The sequence below is a fragment of the Mycobacterium sp. DHQP2018-32-09 genome (genome assembly GCF_058148405.1).
This window is the reverse complement of the sequence record NZ_JBYVYK010000051.1, coordinates 15335-32259: the sequence shown is the minus strand read 5'-3', so window position 1 is coordinate 32259 and position 16925 is coordinate 15335. Positions and strand designations below refer to the sequence as shown.

Sequence of the window (16925 nt, the reverse complement as noted above, 5' to 3'; positions counted from 1 at the left end):
GCGAGGCGTGTCAGCCGCCCTCGCCCGCCAAGGCGAACAACCCGTCGGCGGTCTGTTCCACCAGCCCGTCGGTCAACAGCGAGAGCAGCGCCCGATCGCGTTGGGCGGTGTCGGTCAGCCACACGACGTCGAGTTCGGCTCGCGTCACTGGGGCGGCGGTCGCGCGCAACACGTCGAGGAGTTTGCCGCGAACCTGCCGGTCGGTGCCCGCGTAGCGCTGCGCGCGGCGCGCCGGTTCGGTCGCGGGCGGGAATCCGGCCGTGCGCCACGCGCACGCGCTCAGCGGGCACGCGCCGCACTTCGGCGACCGTGCCGTACACACCACCGCGCCGAGTTCCATCAGGGCCACCGAGAATCGCGGTGCGCTGTCGTCGTCGGGGAGCAGCGCCTCGACGTCGGCCAAGTCGCGGACGCTGGCAGGCGAGTCCGCCCTGCCGTGCACCACCCGAGCCACCACGCGGCGAACGTTGGTGTCCACCACCGGCACCCGCTTCCCGTAGGCGAAGCAGGCCACCGCGCGGGCGGTGTAGGTGCCGACGCCGGGCAGGCTCAGCAGGGTGTCCACGTCGTCGGGTACCACGTCGCCGTGCTCGGTGGCGATCGTGGCCGCGCACTCGTGCAGGCGCTTGGCCCGCCGGGGGTAGCCGAGCTTGCCCCAGGCGCGCAGCACGTCGGCGGCCGACGCCGCGGCGGTGGCCGACGGGGTGGGCCAGCGGGCGATCCAGTCCCGCCAGATCGGGTCGACGCGCGCCACCGGGGTTTGCTGCAGCATGAACTCGCTCACCAGTACCTGCCAGGCGCTGGTGCCGGGGCGGCGCCACGGCAGATCCCGCTGCTCGCGGTCGTACCAGTCCAACAACTCCTCGACGAGCAGGCTCACGGTGTTCTCCCGACATGCACCTGCCAGAATGTGGGCCATGCCCAACTCGAATCCGGTGAGCGCTTGGAAGGCACTACGCGAGGGTAACGACCGCTTCGTCGGTGGCGTGCCACAGCACCCCAGCCAGAGCGTCGCCGATCGTGCCCGCCTCGTCGAGGGGCAGCGGCCCACGGCGGTGCTCTTCGGATGCGCTGACAGCCGCGTGGCCGCGGAGATCATCTTCGACCAGGGTCTCGGCGACATGTTCGTGGTCCGCACCGCGGGACACGTCATCGACTCCGCCGTGCTGGGCTCCATCGAGTACGCCGTCACGGTGCTCAACGTGCCGCTCATCGTGGTGCTCGGGCACGACAGCTGCGGGGCCGTTCAGGCCACGCTGACCGCGCTCGACGAGGGCACGGTGCCCGGCGGGTACGTCCGCGACGTCGTCGAGCGCGTGACGCCGTCGATCCTGGTCGGCCGGCGCGAGGGGCTCGCCCGCGTCGACGAGTTCGAGGCCAAGCACGTCAAGGAGACCGTCCGGCAGCTGCGGGATCGGTCGGCGGCCATCGCGTCGGCCATCGACGAAGGCCGGCTGGCGGTCGCGGGTGTCACCTACCACCTCGCCGACGGCAAGGCGCAGCTGCGCGAACACATCGGCGACCTCGGCGAGGCCTGACCGCGGCCGAGGGGCTGATTCGCCCCCGGGGCGGGCCCGAACGGGTGGCATAGCACACCGGGGCCGTCGTCGCGGGGAAGTCACGCAAAGCCCGAGGGCGACACGCCGAGTGAGGTGGAGCGGTCGCGCGTGACCCGCGCTTACCGTGGAAACGTGCTGGATACCGAACGCCCGCTACCGCCGGAGATCTACCGACGGCGCCGGTTCCTCGCGATAGGCGTCGTCACGCTCGTCCTGGTCGTCGTCGTGGCCATCGTGCTGGTCGTGATGTCGAACGCGTCGGGCTCGGACTCCGGTCAGGCGCAACCGGACTCGACGGTGAACACCGCCGCCGTGGCGCCGCCGACGCCGCTGCCGGGGGAGAACCCCGAGGTCAAGACGCCGATTCAGCCCCCGGCGCAGCAGGCGCCGCCGCCCACCCCGACGCCGACCACCGCCGTCGTGCCGCCTCCGGTGCTCAAGGCGGGTGACGACTGCCCGGATTCCACGCTCGCGGTCAAGGGCATCACCAGCCAGCCGAACTACGTCGTGGGCGACCAGCCGAAGTTCACCATGGTCGTCACCAACATCGGCTTGGTGGCGTGCCAGCGCGACGTCGGCGCCGCGGTGCTCGCCGCCTACGTCTACAACCTGAACAACGAACGGCTGTGGTCCAACCTGGACTGCGCGCCGTCCAACGAAACCCTGGTCAAGACGTTCAACCCGGGTGAGCAGGTCACCACCGAGGTGACGTGGACCGGCATGAGTTCCGCGCCGAACTGCCCCCTGCCGCGCCAGCCGATCGGGCCGGGAACCTACAACCTGGTGGTCCAGCTGGGGAACCTGAGATCGGCGACCGTGCCGTTCATCCTCGCCGAGGCCGCCCCCGCCGCTCCGGGCCAGGCGGCGCCGCCCGCCGAGGCCGCTCCGCCGGCCCCGGAGACCCCCGCCCCGGCTGCCGGCTAGGCCAGTTGGTCGGCGATGGTCGACTCGGCCAGCGCCGAGAGGCCTTCCCGGATGTGCCTGGCCCACATCGAGCCGATGCCGTCGACGGACTGCAGATCGCTGGCGCTGGCGGCGAGCACGCCCTGAAGTGAGCCGAACGAGCGCACCAGCAGGTCGACGTGTGCGAACTGCAGGCGCGGGATCCCGGCCATGGCGCGGTAGCCGCGGGAACTCATCGCGGAATCCTGGGCCTCGAGCGTCGACGGATACCCGAAGACCCTTGCCAGCGTGGTGAAGTCGAGCAGCTCGTTGTCCGACAGTGCGTCCAGCTCGTCGAGTGTGGAGCCGACCTGCGCTGCCGTCGGCGGCTCCGGGTTGGCGTGATAGTCGCGCACGATCAGCTCGCGGGCGGTGTCGTTGTCACCCACCAGTTCCTCCAGCTGCAGCTTCAGCTGGCGGCCGTCGGTACCGAGTTCGACGACGTCGGCGTCGATCTCGAGGCTGATGCGGCGCACCATCTCGAGGCGCTGCACCACGGTCATGACGTCGCGCAGCGTCACGAAGTCCTCGATCTCGGCCGTCGACAGCTGCCGGTTGACCTCGTCGAGCCGGGTCTTGTAGCGCTCCAGGGTGGCGATGGTCTGGTTGGCCCGCGACAGGATGGTGGGCGTCTCCGGGATCACGTGGCGCTCCCCGGCCACGTAGACCGTCACGATGCTCATGGAGTGGCTCACCGAGATCACCGGATAGCCCGTCTGCACGGCGGTGCGCTCGGCGGAGCGGTGCCGCGTACCGGATTCGTCGGTGGGGATCGAGGGGTCCGGGACCAGCTGCACGTTGGCGCGCAGGATGTGCGTGCCGTCGCTGGAGAGCACCACCGCGCCGTCCATCTTGGACAGCTCCCGCAGGCGGGTGGGGGCGTAGAAGACGTCCAGGGAGAAACCGCCGTCGCAGATCGCCTCGACGCTCTCGTCGTAACCGAGGACGATGAGTGCGCCCGTGCGGCCCCTCAGGATGCGTTCCAGGCCGTCGCGCAGCGGGGTGCCCGGTGCCAGCCTGCCCAGCGTCTCTCGCAGGGTGGGACGGGTCAGCTGCACGACGTTGCTCGCGGTGGCGCGAGCGCCGGTGTGAGCGGCCCTGCCGGTGCCGGACTTCACCGCCATGGGGCGCCTCCTCGGATCAGCCGCCATTGTGGGCGATCAGCCGCACCCCTTGCAACAACTTGCCGATGTCCTCGATGGTCCGGATGCGCAGGCCCTTGGGGGCGTGCGTCACGCCCGGCGGGACCATCGCGGTGCGGAATCCCAGCCGCGCGGCCTCGGCGAGCCTGCGATCGGTGCCGGTGACGCGCCGGATGTCGCCGGCCAGGCCCACCTCGCCGATGAACACCGCGTCGGCGGGCATCGGAACCTCGCTGGCAGCCGACGCGATGGCCGTCGCGACCGCGAGGTCCGACGAGGGGTCGGACAGCCGCATGCCGCCGACGGTCGACAGGTAGACGTCCTGCTTGCCCAGGGGGACGCCGGCACGCTTCTCCAGCACCGCGAGGATCATGGCCGCGCGCGAGGAGTCGATGCCGCTGGTCGCGCGCCGCGGGATGCCCGCCGACGACTCGGCGACGAGCGCCTGCACCTCGCCGATGAGGGGCCGCTTGCCGTCCATGGTGACCGTGACCGCGGTTCCCGGTACCGGCGTGGGGCGTTGGTCCCGGAACAGGCCCGACGGATCGGCGACGCCCTCGATCCCGGTGTCGTGCAACTGGAAGCAGCCCACCTCGTCGGACGCCCCGAAGCGGTTCTTCACACCGCGCACCATCCGCAGCGTCGACGCCCGGTCGCCTTCGAAGTGCAGTACGACGTCGACGAGGTGCTCCAGGGAGCGGGGTCCGGCGATGGCGCCGTCCTTGGTGACGTGGCCGACCAGGACCATCGCGACGCCCGTGGTCTTCGCAGCCATGGTCAGTGCGGTGGTGACGGCGCGCACCTGGGTCACACCGCCGGTGACGCCGTCGTTGTCGGTGGAGGACATGGTCTGCACGGAGTCGACGACGACGAGCGTGGGCCGCACCGCCTCGATGTGGCCCAGCGCGATCTGTAGGTCGCTCTCGGCGGCCAGGAACACCTCGGGGTGAGTGCACCCCGTGCGTTCGGCGCGCAGCCTGATCTGGCCCGCGGACTCCTCGCCGGACAGGTAGAGCGCGCGGCGGCCGGACTGGGCCCAGCGGTGCACGACCTCCAGCAGCAGGGTCGACTTGCCGACGCCCGGTTCGCCGGCCAGCAGGGCCACCGATCCGGGCACCACCCCGCCTCCGAGCACGCGGTCGAGTTCGGTGATGCCGGTGGGGAAGTGCCGCGTGGTGCCGGGATCGATGGAGCTGATGGGCACTGCCGGTGACGCCGGGGCGACGGAGCGCTGCGTGCCGGCGGCCACACTCGTCAGCACCGGTACCTCGTCGACGGTTCCCCAGGTGCCGCATTCGGCGCAGCGGCCGACCCACTTCAGAGTCACGTGTTGACACTCCGAGCAGCGGTACTGCGTCCGCGCCTTGGAACTCTTGGAAGCCACGCCGTGAAGATATCCGCCTGCGGTGACAGCGCGGCTCAGGCCACGCGGGCAGGCGGGGTGCGGCTAGTGGCCGCCGCCCTCGCCCTCGCCGCCGGGGGCGGCGGCGGGTTCGGCGTCGCGGCGTGGGGCCTCGCCCGCCGAGATCGGCACGGCGACGGTGGCGACGCCTGCCTTCTCGAAGGTGAAGGTGAAGTCGTAGTTCAGGCCGTTGGTGATGGGCTTGCTCAGCGCGACGGTGGCTTTGACGACGTCGGCGTCCTCGGCGGCCGCGTCGGCGTCCATCTGGACGGCGTTCTGGCCGTCGGGGGTGCCGACGAGCAGCGAGCCGCCCGCGGGGAGCGCGGCATTGCCCGTCACGGTCACGCGGCCCACGTCGGAGGTGATGGACACCAGCCGGTCGGGGGTCTCGGCGTTGCCGTTGACCGCGACGAACAGCAGGTCGGCGGTGCTGCCGGGCTCCACGTAGTCGGTGGTCTGGGGGGCCCGCAGGTGCAGGTTGCGCAGCGCCACGCCGTAGTTGACCTGGCCCACCCAGGCGTTGGTGCCGTTGACCGCCGGCATCTGCATGGCGGTCTGGGACACCTGGCCGGCGCCGCAGCCGGACAGCACCACGGAGGCGGCGAGGCCGCATGCGGCCAGACCGGAACCGACGGCGAAAGTGCGCGATCGAGAGCGGGTCACTCGAGCCTCCTGCGTGGGCCATGGGCCGTCCTGCGGCCGCGGACGGTCGTCCGGGGCGTCGACTATGCAGAGTAGTAGAGCCGCCTCGGACGCGGAAGCGGAGGTCTCCGATCCCGGTTGCCGGGCGTCGACTTCGGCGTGTCGGGGGCGTGTCGGGGGCCTGTCGCGGGTGCCTCGAGCGGGTGCCGCGAGGACTCCGACGGCACCCGCATCGGCCGTCCGCGTTGCACGGATTCGATACCCTGTCAACCCCGAGTCTTGCCGCATGGTGCCCCTGACCTGCATAGTTGCGCGACACGCCATCGCCGCCCGTGCTAACATGGACGGGTGAAAGGGGCTCTAATCTGATGATTTTCAAGGTCGGAGATACCGTCGTCTACCCACACCACGGTGCTGCGTTGATCGAGGCGATCGAAACCCGGACCATCAAGGGCGAGCAAAAGGAATACCTGGTGCTCAAGGTTGCCCAGGGTGACCTGACGGTCCGAGTTCCCGCCGCCAACGCCGAATACGTGGGTGTGCGCGACGTCGTGGGCCAGGAAGGTCTCGACAAGGTCTTCCAGGTGCTGCGTGCCCCGCATACGGAGGAGCCGACCAACTGGTCGCGCCGCTACAAGGCCAACCTCGAGAAGCTCGCGTCCGGTGACGTGAACAAGGTGGCCGAAGTGGTGCGCGATCTGTGGCGTCGGGACCAGGAGCGTGGTCTGTCCGCCGGTGAGAAGCGCATGTTGGCGAAGGCTCGGCAGATCCTCGTCGGCGAGCTGGCACTGGCCGAGAACACCGACGACGAGAAGGCCGAGACCATTCTCGACGAGGTGCTCGCCGCCGCCTCCTAGTGGGGCTTCCACGCGTCGGTCTCGGGACCGACGTCCATCCCATCGAGGCAGGGCGGCCATGCCGGCTGCTGTGTCTCTCGTTCGATGACGCCGACGGGTGTGCTGGTCACTCCGATGGCGACGTGGCTGCGCACGCCCTGTGCGACGCCCTGCTCAGTGCGGCCGGTCTCGGAGATCTCGGCGAGGTCTTCGGTACCGGCCGTCCCGAGTGGGACGGGGTCAGCGGTGCCACCATGCTGCGGCACGTGCGTTCGCTGTTGCTCGCGCGGGGCTACGTGGTCGGCAATGCCGCGGTCCAGGTCATCGGCAATCGCCCCAAGGTGGGTCCGCGCCGCGGCGAGGCGCAGCGCGTGCTCTCCGAACTGCTCGGGGCGCCCGTGTCGGTCTCGGCGACCACCACCGACGGGCTGGGCCTGACCGGCCGCGGGGAGGGCCTCGCGGCCATCGCGACGGCCTTGATCACGAGCAACGACGCCGAGCGGTCGGCCGACGCCGATGCGGTTTAGCGCCGTTTTGGCAGGTAAGCTGGCCCGCCGTGCGGACGCGAGGAGAATCTGAGCCCATGCGGCTACACGACACCCTGACCGGTGCCGTGCGTGACTTCGTCCCGCTGCGTCCCGGCCACGCGTCGATATATCTGTGCGGTGCCACCGTGCAGGGCCTGCCGCACATCGGGCACGTTCGCAGTGGGGTCGCGTTCGACGTGCTGCGCCGCTGGCTGACGCACAAGGGTTACGACGTCGCGTTCATCCGCAACGTCACCGACATCGACGACAAGATCCTGACCAAGGCGGCCGACGCGGGTCGGCCCTGGTGGGAGTGGGCCGCGACCTACGAGCGCGCGTTCTCGCAGGCCTACGACGCGCTGGGGGTACTGCCGCCGTCGGCCGAGCCGCGGGCCACCGGCCACATCACGCAGATGGTCGAGCTCATCGAGCGGCTGATCGACCGCGGGCACGCCTACGCCAACGCGGGCGACGTCTACTTCGACGTGCTGAGCCTGCCGGAGTACGGGGCGCTGTCCGGGCATCGCATCGACGACGTCCACCAGGGTGAGGGCGCGGCGACCGGCAAACGGGATCCTCGCGACTTCACGCTGTGGAAGGGCGCCAAGCCGGGCGAGCCGTCCTGGCCCACGCCGTGGGGTCCCGGCAGACCGGGATGGCACACCGAGTGCGTGGCGATGTGCGAGGCCTACCTGGGGCCGGCGTTCGACATCCACGCCGGCGGCATGGACCTGGTGTTCCCGCATCACGAGAACGAGATCGCTCAGGCCACGGCCGCGGGCGACGGTTTCGCCCGGTACTGGTTGCACAACGGGTGGGTGACGCTCGGCGGCGAGAAGATGAGCAAGTCGCTCGGCAACGTGCTCTCGATTCCCGCCGTGCTGCAGCGAGTTCGGCCCGCAGAGTTGCGCTACTACCTGGGCAGCGCGCACTACCGGTCGATGCTGGAGTTCTCCGAGACCGCCCTGCAGGATGCGGTGAAGGCCTACACCGGCATCGAGGATCTGCTGCACCGCGTGCGCAGCCGCGTCGGGGCCATCGAGATGGGTGAGCCCACCGAGAGGTTCGGCGCCGCGCTCGACGACGACCTCGCGGTGCCGGCCGCGCTCGCGGAGGTGCACTCGGCCCGGGCAGAGGGCAACCGGGCGTTGGACTCCGGCGATCACGAGGCCGCGATGGCGCAGGCCCGGGCCATCCGGGCGATGATGGGGATCCTCGGCTGCGACCCGCTCGACGAGCGGTGGGAGTCGCGCGACGAGACGTCGGCGGCGCTGGCCGCGGTCGACGAACTGGTGCAGTGGGCGCTGGTGCAGCGCACCGAGGCGCGACAGCAGAAGAATTGGGCGCAGGCCGACGAGATCAGGGACCGGTTGAAGGCGGCTGGTATCGAGGTCACCGACACCGCCGACGGTCCGCAGTGGTCGTTGCTCGACGGGAGCGAAAGATAGTGGCAGGCAACTCGCAGCGCCGTGGCGCGATCCGCAAGGAAGGCACGAAGAAGGGCCCCCAGGTCGGCTCCGGCGGTCAGCGCCGCCGTGGCCTCGCCGGTCGCGGCGCCACCCCACCCGCCGAGGCACGCACCGGGCATCCCGCGGCGAAGCGGGCGGCCAAGGCGGCGCGGTCGGCGCAGGGTCGGCACACCAAGAAGACCGACGACGTCGAGGTGGTGTTGGGACGCAACCCCGTGCTGGAGTGCCTGCGGGCGGGCGTGCCTGCGACCGCGCTGTGGGTGATGCTGGGCGCCGAATCCGACGAGCGGCTCACCGAGTCGGTGACGCGGGCCGCCGACAAGGGCATCGCGATCCTGGAGGTGCAACGCCACGATCTGGATCGGTTGAGCGCCAACGGACTTCATCAGGGCATCGCGCTGCAGGTGCCGCCGTACCAGTACGCGCATCCGGAGGATCTGCTGCGCGACGCCACCGCGGACGTGCGACCGGCGCTGCTGGTGGCGCTGGACAACATCTCCGATCCGCGCAACCTGGGAGCCATCGTGCGCTCGGTGGCCGCGTTCGGCGGGCACGGCGTGGTGATCCCGCAGCGTCGCTCGGCGTCGGTGACGGCGGTGGCGTGGCGGACGAGTGCCGGTGCGGCAGCGCGTCTTCCGGTGGCACGGGCCACGAATCTGAATCGCACGCTGAAGAGCTACCACGACGCCGGGCTGACGGTGGTCGGGTTGGACGCCGGTGGCGACACCCAGCTCGACGAACTGGACGGCGCCGGCCCGATCCTCGTGGTGGTGGGGTCCGAGGGCAAGGGACTGTCACGTCTGGTGCGCGAGAACTGCGATGCCATCGTGTCGATTCCGATGGCGGGCCCCACCGAGTCGCTCAACGCCTCGGTGGCCGCGGGCGTGGTGCTCGCCGAGATCGCGCGCCAGCGTCGTAACGCCTAGAGGCCCAGCAGTTCGATTCCGGCCCACAGGCCGCACACGCCGAGCAGCAAGGTCACCGGCACCGTGGCCAGGCCCACGCCGCTGAACTCGAGGAACGACGCCTTTACGGCGCTGCGGTGCACGACGTTGCGCCACAGCAGGTTCGACAGCGACCCGGGGTAGGTCAGGTTCGGTCCGACGTTGACGCCGATCAGCACGGCGAGCACCGCGGCCGGGCCGATGGGTGCGGCCAGCGGCAGCAGCACCAGGACGGCCGGCAGATTGTTCACCACGTTCGACAGCAGCGCGGCGATGGCCGCGATGCCCAGCAGTGCGGGCAGCGTCGTGCCGAGCGGCACGACGTCGCGCATCGCGGTGTCCAGGCCGTTGTGCATGACGGCGGCGACGACGACGCCGAGGCACAGCACGAAGGCGCAGAACGGCACGTTCGCCGACCGCACGACGTCCAGCGCGGTGGCGTGCCGCCGTGCCACCGTTCGGATGCCCAGCACCACGGCGCCGCCGAGCGCTGCCCACGCGGGGGACAGGTCCACCAGTGACAGCACCACGAAACCGGCGAGCGTCAGTCCCAGCACGGCCAGGACGAACACCGGGGTCTCGGCCGGGGGCGGGGCGGTGTCGCCGGTGGGTGCGGCGGCCAGTTCGCGGCGGAACAGCAGGCGCAGCACCACGAACTCGGCCGCGATCACCAGCAGCCATGGCAGCGTCATCACGGCGGTGAACTGGGCGAAGGTGAGGCCCGCGGCGCTGAAGGCCAACAGGTTCGTCAGGTTGGACACCGGCATCAGCAGCGATGCGCTGTTGGCCAGGTGCGCCGTGGCGTAGGCGTGGGGCCGCGCCGGCAGACCGAGCGTCGCGGCGGTGGCCAGGACCACGGGCGTGAGCAGTACGACGGTGGCGTCGAGGCTGAGCACCGCGGTGGTGACCGCGGCGATGGCGAACACCGTGACGAGCAGGCGTCGTGGATTGCCCGCACTGCGTCGGGCCATGGCGACGCCGGCGGCGTGGAAGAGACCCTCGTCGTCGCACAGCTTGGCGAGCACGAGGACGGCGGCCAGGAAGCCGACCACCGGAAGTAGTCGGGTGACCTCGGCGAGGGCCTGGTCCCAGGTCACCGCGCCGACGGCGATCACCAACGCCGCGGCCGGTATCGCGGCCACGGCCTCGGGCAGGCCGCGCGGGCGGACCAGGGCGAAGCCGAGGACCGCCGCCAGCGCCAGGAGCGAGACGGTCAGCGCCATGGGTCGGTGCGCTCCCAGAGTCTCGGCAGGTGCAGGGGGATGCCGTCGCGCGCGGCCAGGCGCGTGAGCACCCGCATCGAGGCGTCGAGGTCGTCGCCGGCGTACGGCAGCGCACGCAGCGGCGCGTGCAGTGGCCGGAAGAAGTCGTCCCAGTGGATCAGGACCACCCGTCGGGCGCCGACGGTGAGCACGGTCTCGGTCCAGTAGTCGGCGACGTAGCGTTCCGGCATCAGCCCCAGCTGGCCGATTCCCAGGTACACCACGTCGGCGTGCTGCCCGGCGAGGGCTCCCGGGACGAACCCCGCGCTGCCGACGACGAGCAGCCGCCGCCCGCTGGGACGGTGATGCAGCACCAGCGACCAGGCCTCGCCGCAGCGGTACGCCGACGCCCTGGCCGGAGGGACCACGGGGGTCTCGATCTCGCCGGGGAAGCGATCGGGCGGGCAGTGCGCACCGGTGATCAGCGTGGCCTCGAAGGCGCCGAGGTCCACGGGCACCGCCGGTTCGACGACGACGATGCGGTCGGCGGGCATACCCCCGCCGAGGCCGACGTTGGCGGTCGACCGACCGCCGACGAGGCGGGCGCCGGTGCGCTGGGCCACCACGGCGCTGTCCATGGCGTGGTCGAAGTGCGAGTGGACGGGCAGCACCGCGGCCAGTCGATCGACGCGCAACCGGGCGAGGCTGCCGTCGATGCGGGGCAGCGAGGGCCGCAGTCGCCGAGTCCCGACGGCCAGCAGTCCCGGGCGGGAGAAGAACCCGTCCGTCAGCAGTGCGCCGTCGCCGTCGTCGACGAGCAGGGTGGTGACGCCGGCCCAGGTGACGGTCACGGGGGCGTCGGGCGCGGCGACGGGTACGTCGACGTGCGCCGCGTAGGCGCGCAGGTCTGGTCTCCCGGGCTTGAGTCGCATCAGGTGAAGGCCGCCAGCTCGACGCCGTCGGCGAGCAGCCGGTCGCGGACCGCGCCGGCGATGCGCACGGCGTGGGGCGAATCGCCGTGGACGCACACCGATTCGACGGTGATGGCGACCTCGCTGCCGTCGGCCGCCGTGACGCGGCCGTGCCGCACCATCGCGGCGACGCGTTCGGCGACGTGCCCTGGATCGTCGAGCACCGCGCCGGGTTCACGACGGGGGACCAGCGTGCCGTCGGGCCGATATGCTCGGTCGGCGAATGCCTCGGCCACCGTGCGCAAGCCCAATCGTGTTGCGGCGGAGAAGAATCGAGATCCGGCCAGGCCCAGCACGGGTAGCCCGGGGTCCACCGTGGCGACGGCGGTGGCGACCGCCTCGGCCTGCCCGGCATCGGTGACGATGGTGTTGTACAGCGCGCCATGGGGTTTGACGTAGGCGACGGTCGAGCCCGCGGCGCGCGCCAGGGCCTGCAGGGCGCCGATCTGGTAGATGACGTCGGCCACCAGGTCGTCGTGATCCACGTCGATGTACCGGCGGCCGAACCCCGCCAGGTCGCGATAGCCGACCTGGGCGCCGATGCGCACGCCACGTCGGGCGGCCTCGCGGCAGGTGTGCAGCAGCCCGCTGGGGTCCCCGGCGTGGAAGCCGCAGGCGATGTTGGCGCTGCTCACCAGTGCCAACATGGCCTCGTCGTCGCCGAGTCGCCAGGCGCCGAAACCCTCGCCCAGGTCGGCGTTGAGGTCGATGGCCACGACGGTCAGCCTACGGGCGCGTCGTGGGTGGCAGCATCGAGGCATGAACGGAACTCGCTCCGGTGTCCTGATCAGCGCCGCCGATCTCGCGGCCGACCTCGACGCGGGTCGGCCGGTCACCCTCGTCGACGTGCGCTGGCAACTCGGGGTGCCCGACGGCCGGCCCGCGTACGAGGCCGGTCACGTGCCCGGCGCGGCGTACCTGTCACTCGAGGACGACCTGTCCGACCACGACGTGGCCGGCCGCGGCAGGCACCCCCTGCCCTCGGGGGCGCGCGTTCGGGACGCGGCGCGGCGGGTCGGCGTACGCACGGGGGTGCCGGTCGTGGTCTACGACGACTGGAACCGGGCGGGTTCGGCGCGCGCGTGGTGGGTGTTGACGGCGGCGGGCATCCCCGACGTACGGATTCTGGACGGCGGGCTGGGGGCCTGGGTGGGTCGCGGCGGCGCCCTGGAGACCGGCGCGGCGGACGTCGTGCCCGGGGACGTCGAGGTGGCCCACGACGACCTGTACGCCGGGGCGCTGCCCACGTTGACCGCCGAGGAGGCCGCGTCGGTGGGCGCGGGGTTGGTGGACGCCCGCGCGCCGGAGAGGTTCCGTGGTGACGTCGAGCCCGTCGATCCGGTGGCCGGGCACGTTCCCGGGGCGGTGAACGTGCCCAGTACCTCGGTGTTGACCGCCGACGGGACCTTCGCCGACGACGCCCGGTTGCGGAGCGCGCTGGGTGCTGCGACGGGTGCCTACTGCGGCAGCGGCGTCACGGCGGCGGTGCTGGTCGCGGCGTCGGCCGTGGTGGGCGAGCCGGTGGCGTTGTTCCCGGGGTCGTGGTCACAGTGGTGCGCGGAACCGGGGCGTGGGGTGGCGACGGGAGACTGACTGCCCGCAATCTGGTGGAAATGGTTATCGTTGTCGCAAATGCGGCGCGAGCCGGTACGACCAGTCGAGGGAGAACGGATGATGCTGTCGGGTGTGTTGGCGAAGGCCGCGGGCACGGTGATGACGGGCCTGGTGGGCGTGGCCGCATACGAGACCGTCCGCAAGGTCGCGGCCAAGGCGCCGCTGCACGAGGCGGCCGTCGCCACCACCGCCGTCGCGCTCAGGGGCGTCCGCAAGGCGGAGGAGGGTGCCGAGTCGGCGCGGCTGCGCGTGGCCGACGTCGTCGCAGAGGCCAAGGAGCGCATCGGCGAGGAGGCGACTCCGCCGGTGACGGCGGGCGGCGAGCACCAGCACGAGCACTGACGACATGGCGCAGGAGCTGACCGTCCTGTCCGACGCGGGTGGCCGCATCCGCGTCCACGTCCCGTGGTTGCGCTCGGACACGCCGCGCGCCGTGGCCGTGGAGGATGCGGTGGACCACGTGGCCGGGGTGCGCACGGTGCACGCCTACCCGCGCACCGGCTCGGTGGTGGTGTGGTACTCGCCGCTGCGGTGCGCGAGCGCCGACCTGCTGGCGGCCATCGCGGCGGCGCGGCACGCCGCACCTGCCGGCACCTCCCTGGTGCCGCGTTCGGCCGACGTCCGCAATGCCGACGTGCTGCGCATCGCGCTCGGCGGGTTCGCGCTGACGCTGTTGGGGTTTCGACGCTACGGCCTGCGGAGGGCGCCACTCTTGGGATCCGCGGCCCGGACGTTCGCCACCGGCGCCACGATCGTCACCGGATACCCGTTCTTGCGGGGCGCGTTGCGGTCGTTGCGTGGTGGCCGGTCGGCGGGCACCGACCTGCTGGTGTCCGCCGCGACCGTCGCCAGCCTGGTGCTGCGCGAGAACGTCGTGGCGTTGACGGTGCTGTGGTTGCTCAACATCGGGGAGTACCTGCAAGACCTCACACTGCGCCGCACGCGCCGCGCCATCGCCAATCTGCTTCGTGGTAACCAGGATTCGGCGTGGACGGTCCTTGCCGACGGCACCGAGGTGCAGGTGGCGCTGGACGCGGTACGCGTCGGGGACCACGTGGTGGTGCACGAGCAGGTCGCGGTCCCGGTCGACGGCACCGTCGTCGACGGTGAGGCGATCCTCGACCAGTCGGCCATCACCGGCGAGACGCTGCCCGTGCGCATCGAGACCGGCGGCTGGGTGCACGCCGGGTCCATCGTGATCCGTGGTCGGCTGGTGGTGGCAGCTGCGGCCGTCGGCGCCGACACTGCGATCGGTCGGATCATCGCGCGCGTGGAGGAGGCGCAGCACGACCGCGCGCCCATCCAGACCGTCGGCGAGAACTTCTCGCGCCGATTCGTCCCGCTGTCGTTCGTGGTGTCCGCCGCGACGCTGGTGCTCACCGGCGACGTGCGGCGCGCCATGACCATGCTGTTGGTCGCGTGCCCATGTGCGGTCGGCCTGTCCACGCCGACGGCCATCAGCGCGGCGATCGGCAACGGGGCGCGGCGGGGCATCCTCATCAAGGGCGGTGCGCACCTCGAGCAGGCCGGCCGGATCGACGCGGTGGTGTTCGACAAGACGGGCACGCTGACGCGCGGTAGGCCGGTGGTCACGAACGTGGTGAGCTTCCAGGACGACTGGCCGCCGGAACGCGTGCTGGCCTACGCCGCCAGCTCGGAGATCCACTCGCGACATCCACTGGCGGAGGCCGTGATTCGCTCGACGACGGAACGGCACATCGCCATCCCACCCCACGAGGAGTGCGAGGTGCTGGTGGGTCTCGGCATGCGGACCCGCGCCGACGGGCAGGTGCTGCTGCTGGGCAGTCCGGCGCTGTTGACGCAGGAACACGTGCACGTCGGCTCGGACGCCGACGGGTGGGTGGCCCGACTGCGCGGCGAGGCGGAAACCCCGCTGTTGCTGGCGGTGGACGGCGTGCTGGTGGGGCTGATCAGCCTGCGCGACGAGGTGCGTCTGGAAGCCGAGCCCGTGCTGCGCCGACTGCGCAGTGCGGGCGTGACCCGCATCGTGATGCTCACCGGCGATCATCCGCAGACGGCGCGCGCCGTCGCCGCGAGCCTGGGGATCACGGAGTGGCGCGCCGAGGTGCTGCCCGAGGAGAAGCTCGAGGTGGTTCGGCAACTCCGCGATGCGGGTCACGTGGTGGCCATGGTGGGGGACGGCATCAACGATGCCCCGGCGTTGGCGGCTGCCGACATCGGCATCGCCATGGGTTTGGGTGGCACCGACGTCGCCGTCGAGACCGCCGACGTCGCGCTGGCAGGCGACGACCTGCGCAAGCTGCTCGACGTCCGCGACCTCGGCGGACGCGCGGTCGACGTCATCCGGCAGAACTACGCGATGTCCATCGCGGTGAACGCGTTCGGGCTGCTTCTGGGTGCCGGCGGCGCGCTGTCCCCGGTGCTGGCGGCCGTGCTGCACAACGCGTCGTCGGTCGCGGTGGTGGGCAACAGTTCCCGGCTCATCCGGTACGGGACGGAGTCAGCGGGCAGCTGAGTGCGCGTGTTCGTGCACCTGCCAGGTGGGTAGCGGATCGGGGTAGGAGAGCCAGGCCCGTTGCCCGGCAGCCAGTTCCGCGTCGTCGAGGGTGGCCCACCTCAGCCTGCGGTGCACGTCGGCGCGGTCGAGGCGGATGCCGATGAACACCAGTTCCTGACCGGGTGCGATCTCGGTGCCCGACCAGTACTGCGCCGGTTCGATTACCAGGTTGGGTCCGGCCTGCGACCAGATCGCCGCGATCGTCGGGCGGCTGGCGATCCAGCAGAACCCCTTGCTGCGCAGGATTCCTCGCATGCCGTCGAGGGCTTCGGCGAGCCGCTGCGGGTGGAAGGGGCGATCGGAGCGGAACACCGTCGAGGAGATGCCGTACTCCTCGGTCTCCGGGGTGTGACCGTTCGCGATCTCCTCGTCCCAGCCGGGCAGTTCGGCGGCTGCGAGGGGGTTGAACAGGCCGGTGTCGAGGATGTCGCCGACGTCGACGACGCCGTGGTCGGTGCGCAGCACCTTGGCGGTCGGGTTGAGTCGACGGATCGTGGTCTCGACGGTGCCGAGCAGGGCGTCACTCACCAGGTCGGTCTTGTTGAGGAGCAGGACGTCGGCGAACTCCACCTGATCCACCAGGAGGTCGGCGATGCTGCGACCGTCGCCCTCGCCTGCGGCCAGGTCGCGGTCGGCCAGCGCCTCGCCCCTGGCGAGTTCGGTCATGAACGTCGATGCGTCGACGACGGTGACCATCGTGTCCAGCCGAGCGAGGTCGGCGAGGCGGAACCCGTCGTCGAACTCCCACTCGAACGTGGCGGCCACGGGCATCGGTTCGGAGATGCCGGTGGATTCGACGAGCACGTGGTCGAATCGGCCTTCGCGGGCGAGTGCGCCGACGCTCTCGACCAGGTCTTCGCGCAGGGTGCAGCAGATGCAGCCGTTGGTGAGTTCGACGAACTTCTCCTCGGTGCGGTCGAGGTGACCCTGGCCGGCGAGCAGCGCGGCGTCGATGTTGATCTCGCTCATGTCGTTGACGATGACCGCGACGCGACGGCCGTCGCGGTTGGCCAGGACGTGGTTGAGCAGGGTGGTCTTGCCTGCTCCGAGGAAGCCGGACAGGACGGTGACGGGAACGGGGCGGAGGGTCATGCCTTAATGGTAATCATTTTCATTAAAGTAGACCCCGGGTGGCT

17 protein-coding genes are annotated in these 16925 nt (G+C 71.3%); 9 read left to right on the top strand and 8 right to left on the bottom strand.

Translation table 11 applies throughout. The features are described 5' to 3' along the window. Window positions 1-10 precede the first annotated feature (10 nt). On the bottom strand, window positions 11-919 hold the full coding sequence (locus AC30CM_RS21785) for an HhH-GPD family protein (protein WP_490118996.1): 909 nt from the start codon (window positions 917-919) through the stop codon (window positions 11-13). Between AC30CM_RS21785 and AC30CM_RS21780 the strand changes: the two genes are divergently transcribed. Both AC30CM_RS21780 and AC30CM_RS21775 read left to right on the top strand, forming a co-directional pair. Next, complete coding sequence (locus AC30CM_RS21780) at window positions 918-1538, top strand: carbonic anhydrase (RefSeq protein ID WP_490118995.1); 621 nt, start codon at window positions 918-920, stop codon at window positions 1536-1538. The genes AC30CM_RS21785 and AC30CM_RS21780 overlap by 2 nt on opposite strands. A gap of 153 nt (window positions 1539-1691) precedes the next feature. Beyond that, entirely contained in the window at window positions 1692-2483 is a 792-nt protein-coding gene (locus AC30CM_RS21775; protein ID WP_490118994.1) for a hypothetical protein, read from the top strand. Here the strand turns inward: AC30CM_RS21775 and disA are convergent. From disA to AC30CM_RS21760, 3 genes are all read right to left on the bottom strand, one after another. Then, window positions 2480-3625, bottom strand: coding sequence for a DNA integrity scanning diadenylate cyclase DisA (disA, locus tag AC30CM_RS21770; RefSeq protein ID WP_490118993.1), 1146 nt, complete (start codon window positions 3623-3625; stop codon window positions 2480-2482). The genes AC30CM_RS21775 and disA overlap by 4 nt on opposite strands. Window positions 3626-3641: 16 nt before the next feature. Beyond that, window positions 3642-5027, bottom strand: coding sequence for a DNA repair protein RadA (gene radA / locus AC30CM_RS21765; protein ID WP_490118992.1), 1386 nt, complete (start codon window positions 5025-5027; stop codon window positions 3642-3644). Window positions 5028-5090: 63 nt separating this feature from the next. Continuing rightward, window positions 5091-5708 (bottom strand): copper chaperone PCu(A)C domain-containing protein, encoded by a 618-nt coding sequence (locus AC30CM_RS21760; protein WP_490118991.1) that lies wholly within the window; start codon window positions 5706-5708, stop codon window positions 5091-5093. A 347-nt stretch (window positions 5709-6055) separates the two neighbouring features. Here AC30CM_RS21760 and carD point away from each other — a divergent pair, with 347 nt between their 5' ends. The 4 genes from carD to rlmB are packed head-to-tail and all read left to right on the top strand — an operon-like array spanning window position 6056 to window position 9445. Next, complete coding sequence (carD, locus tag AC30CM_RS21755) at window positions 6056-6544, top strand: RNA polymerase-binding transcription factor CarD (RefSeq protein ID WP_490119009.1); 489 nt, start codon at window positions 6056-6058, stop codon at window positions 6542-6544. Continuing rightward, the gene (ispF, locus tag AC30CM_RS21750; RefSeq protein WP_490118990.1) at window positions 6544-7050 is read left to right on the top strand and encodes a 2-C-methyl-D-erythritol 2,4-cyclodiphosphate synthase; all 507 of its coding nucleotides are present in this window, start codon (window positions 6544-6546) and stop codon (window positions 7048-7050) included. The genes carD and ispF overlap by 1 nt, the downstream gene beginning before the upstream one ends. A 56-nt stretch (window positions 7051-7106) precedes the next feature. Continuing rightward, entirely contained in the window at window positions 7107-8498 is a 1392-nt protein-coding gene (gene cysS, locus AC30CM_RS21745; protein ID WP_490118989.1) for a cysteine--tRNA ligase, read from the top strand. Continuing rightward, window positions 8498-9445, top strand: coding sequence for a 23S rRNA (guanosine(2251)-2'-O)-methyltransferase RlmB (gene rlmB, locus AC30CM_RS21740; protein ID WP_490118988.1), 948 nt, complete (start codon window positions 8498-8500; stop codon window positions 9443-9445). Before cysS ends, rlmB begins: the two co-directional genes overlap by 1 nt. Here rlmB and AC30CM_RS21735 read toward each other — a convergent pair. From AC30CM_RS21735 to AC30CM_RS21725, 3 genes are read right to left on the bottom strand one after another with little or no spacing between them, the layout of a single operon-like run. Beyond that, window positions 9442-10686, bottom strand: a complete 1245-nt coding sequence (locus AC30CM_RS21735; RefSeq protein WP_490118987.1) for an SLC13 family permease — start codon at window positions 10684-10686, stop codon at window positions 9442-9444. The genes rlmB and AC30CM_RS21735 overlap by 4 nt on opposite strands. Then, window positions 10677-11597, bottom strand: coding sequence for an MBL fold metallo-hydrolase (locus AC30CM_RS21730; protein WP_490118986.1), 921 nt, complete (start codon window positions 11595-11597; stop codon window positions 10677-10679). Before AC30CM_RS21730 ends, AC30CM_RS21735 begins: the two co-directional genes overlap by 10 nt. Next, window positions 11597-12397 carry a LamB/YcsF family protein gene (locus tag AC30CM_RS21725; protein ID WP_490118985.1) on the bottom strand — a complete coding sequence of 267 codons (801 nt, stop codon included), beginning with the start codon at window positions 12395-12397 and terminating at the stop codon, window positions 11597-11599. The genes AC30CM_RS21730 and AC30CM_RS21725 overlap by 1 nt, the downstream gene beginning before the upstream one ends. Here AC30CM_RS21725 and AC30CM_RS21720 point away from each other — a divergent pair. From AC30CM_RS21720 to AC30CM_RS21710, 3 genes are all read left to right on the top strand, one after another. Then, the gene (locus tag AC30CM_RS21720; RefSeq protein ID WP_490118984.1) at window positions 12396-13229 is read left to right on the top strand and encodes a sulfurtransferase; all 834 of its coding nucleotides are present in this window, start codon (window positions 12396-12398) and stop codon (window positions 13227-13229) included. The two genes, AC30CM_RS21725 and AC30CM_RS21720, sit on opposite strands and share 2 nt — an antisense overlap. A 78-nt stretch (window positions 13230-13307) precedes the next feature. Further along, a complete protein-coding gene (locus tag AC30CM_RS21715; RefSeq protein WP_490118983.1) occupies window positions 13308-13592 on the top strand; it encodes a DUF1490 family protein in 285 nt (94 codons plus the stop codon). A 4-nt stretch (window positions 13593-13596) separates the two neighbouring features. Then, window positions 13597-15747, top strand: a complete 2151-nt coding sequence (locus tag AC30CM_RS21710) for a heavy metal translocating P-type ATPase (protein WP_490118982.1) — start codon at window positions 13597-13599, stop codon at window positions 15745-15747. On the opposite strand, the gene AC30CM_RS21705 is transcribed toward AC30CM_RS21710, so the two are convergent. After that, window positions 15733-16881 (bottom strand): GTP-binding protein, encoded by a 1149-nt coding sequence (locus tag AC30CM_RS21705; protein ID WP_490118981.1) that lies wholly within the window; start codon window positions 16879-16881, stop codon window positions 15733-15735. The two genes, AC30CM_RS21710 and AC30CM_RS21705, sit on opposite strands and share 15 nt — an antisense overlap. Between the last annotated feature and the right edge of the window lie 44 nt (window positions 16882-16925).

Bases quoted from the DNA above. Each gene is read 5' to 3' on its own strand.
- AC30CM_RS21780 (WP_490118995.1), top strand. From the start codon at position 918: ATGCCCAACTCGAATCCGGTGAGCGCTTGGAAGGCACTACGCGAGGGT.
- AC30CM_RS21785 (WP_490118996.1), bottom strand. From the start codon at position 919: ATGGCCCACATTCTGGCAGGTGCATGTCGGGAGAACACCGTGAGCCTG.
- disA (WP_490118993.1), bottom strand. From the start codon at position 3,625: ATGGCGGTGAAGTCCGGCACCGGCAGGGCCGCTCACACCGGCGCTCGC.
- carD (WP_490119009.1), top strand. From the start codon at position 6,056: ATGATTTTCAAGGTCGGAGATACCGTCGTCTACCCACACCACGGTGCT.
- cysS (WP_490118989.1), top strand. From the start codon at position 7,107: ATGCGGCTACACGACACCCTGACCGGTGCCGTGCGTGACTTCGTCCCG.
- AC30CM_RS21735 (WP_490118987.1), bottom strand. From the start codon at position 10,686: ATGGCGCTGACCGTCTCGCTCCTGGCGCTGGCGGCGGTCCTCGGCTTC.
- AC30CM_RS21730 (WP_490118986.1), bottom strand. From the start codon at position 11,597: ATGCGACTCAAGCCCGGGAGACCAGACCTGCGCGCCTACGCGGCGCAC.
- AC30CM_RS21720 (WP_490118984.1), top strand. From the start codon at position 12,396: ATGAACGGAACTCGCTCCGGTGTCCTGATCAGCGCCGCCGATCTCGCG.
- AC30CM_RS21725 (WP_490118985.1), bottom strand. From the start codon at position 12,397: ATGCCTCGATGCTGCCACCCACGACGCGCCCGTAGGCTGACCGTCGTG.
- AC30CM_RS21715 (WP_490118983.1), top strand. From the start codon at position 13,308: ATGATGCTGTCGGGTGTGTTGGCGAAGGCCGCGGGCACGGTGATGACG.
- AC30CM_RS21710 (WP_490118982.1), top strand. From the start codon at position 13,597: ATGGCGCAGGAGCTGACCGTCCTGTCCGACGCGGGTGGCCGCATCCGC.
- AC30CM_RS21705 (WP_490118981.1), bottom strand. From the start codon at position 16,881: ATGACCCTCCGCCCCGTTCCCGTCACCGTCCTGTCCGGCTTCCTCGGA.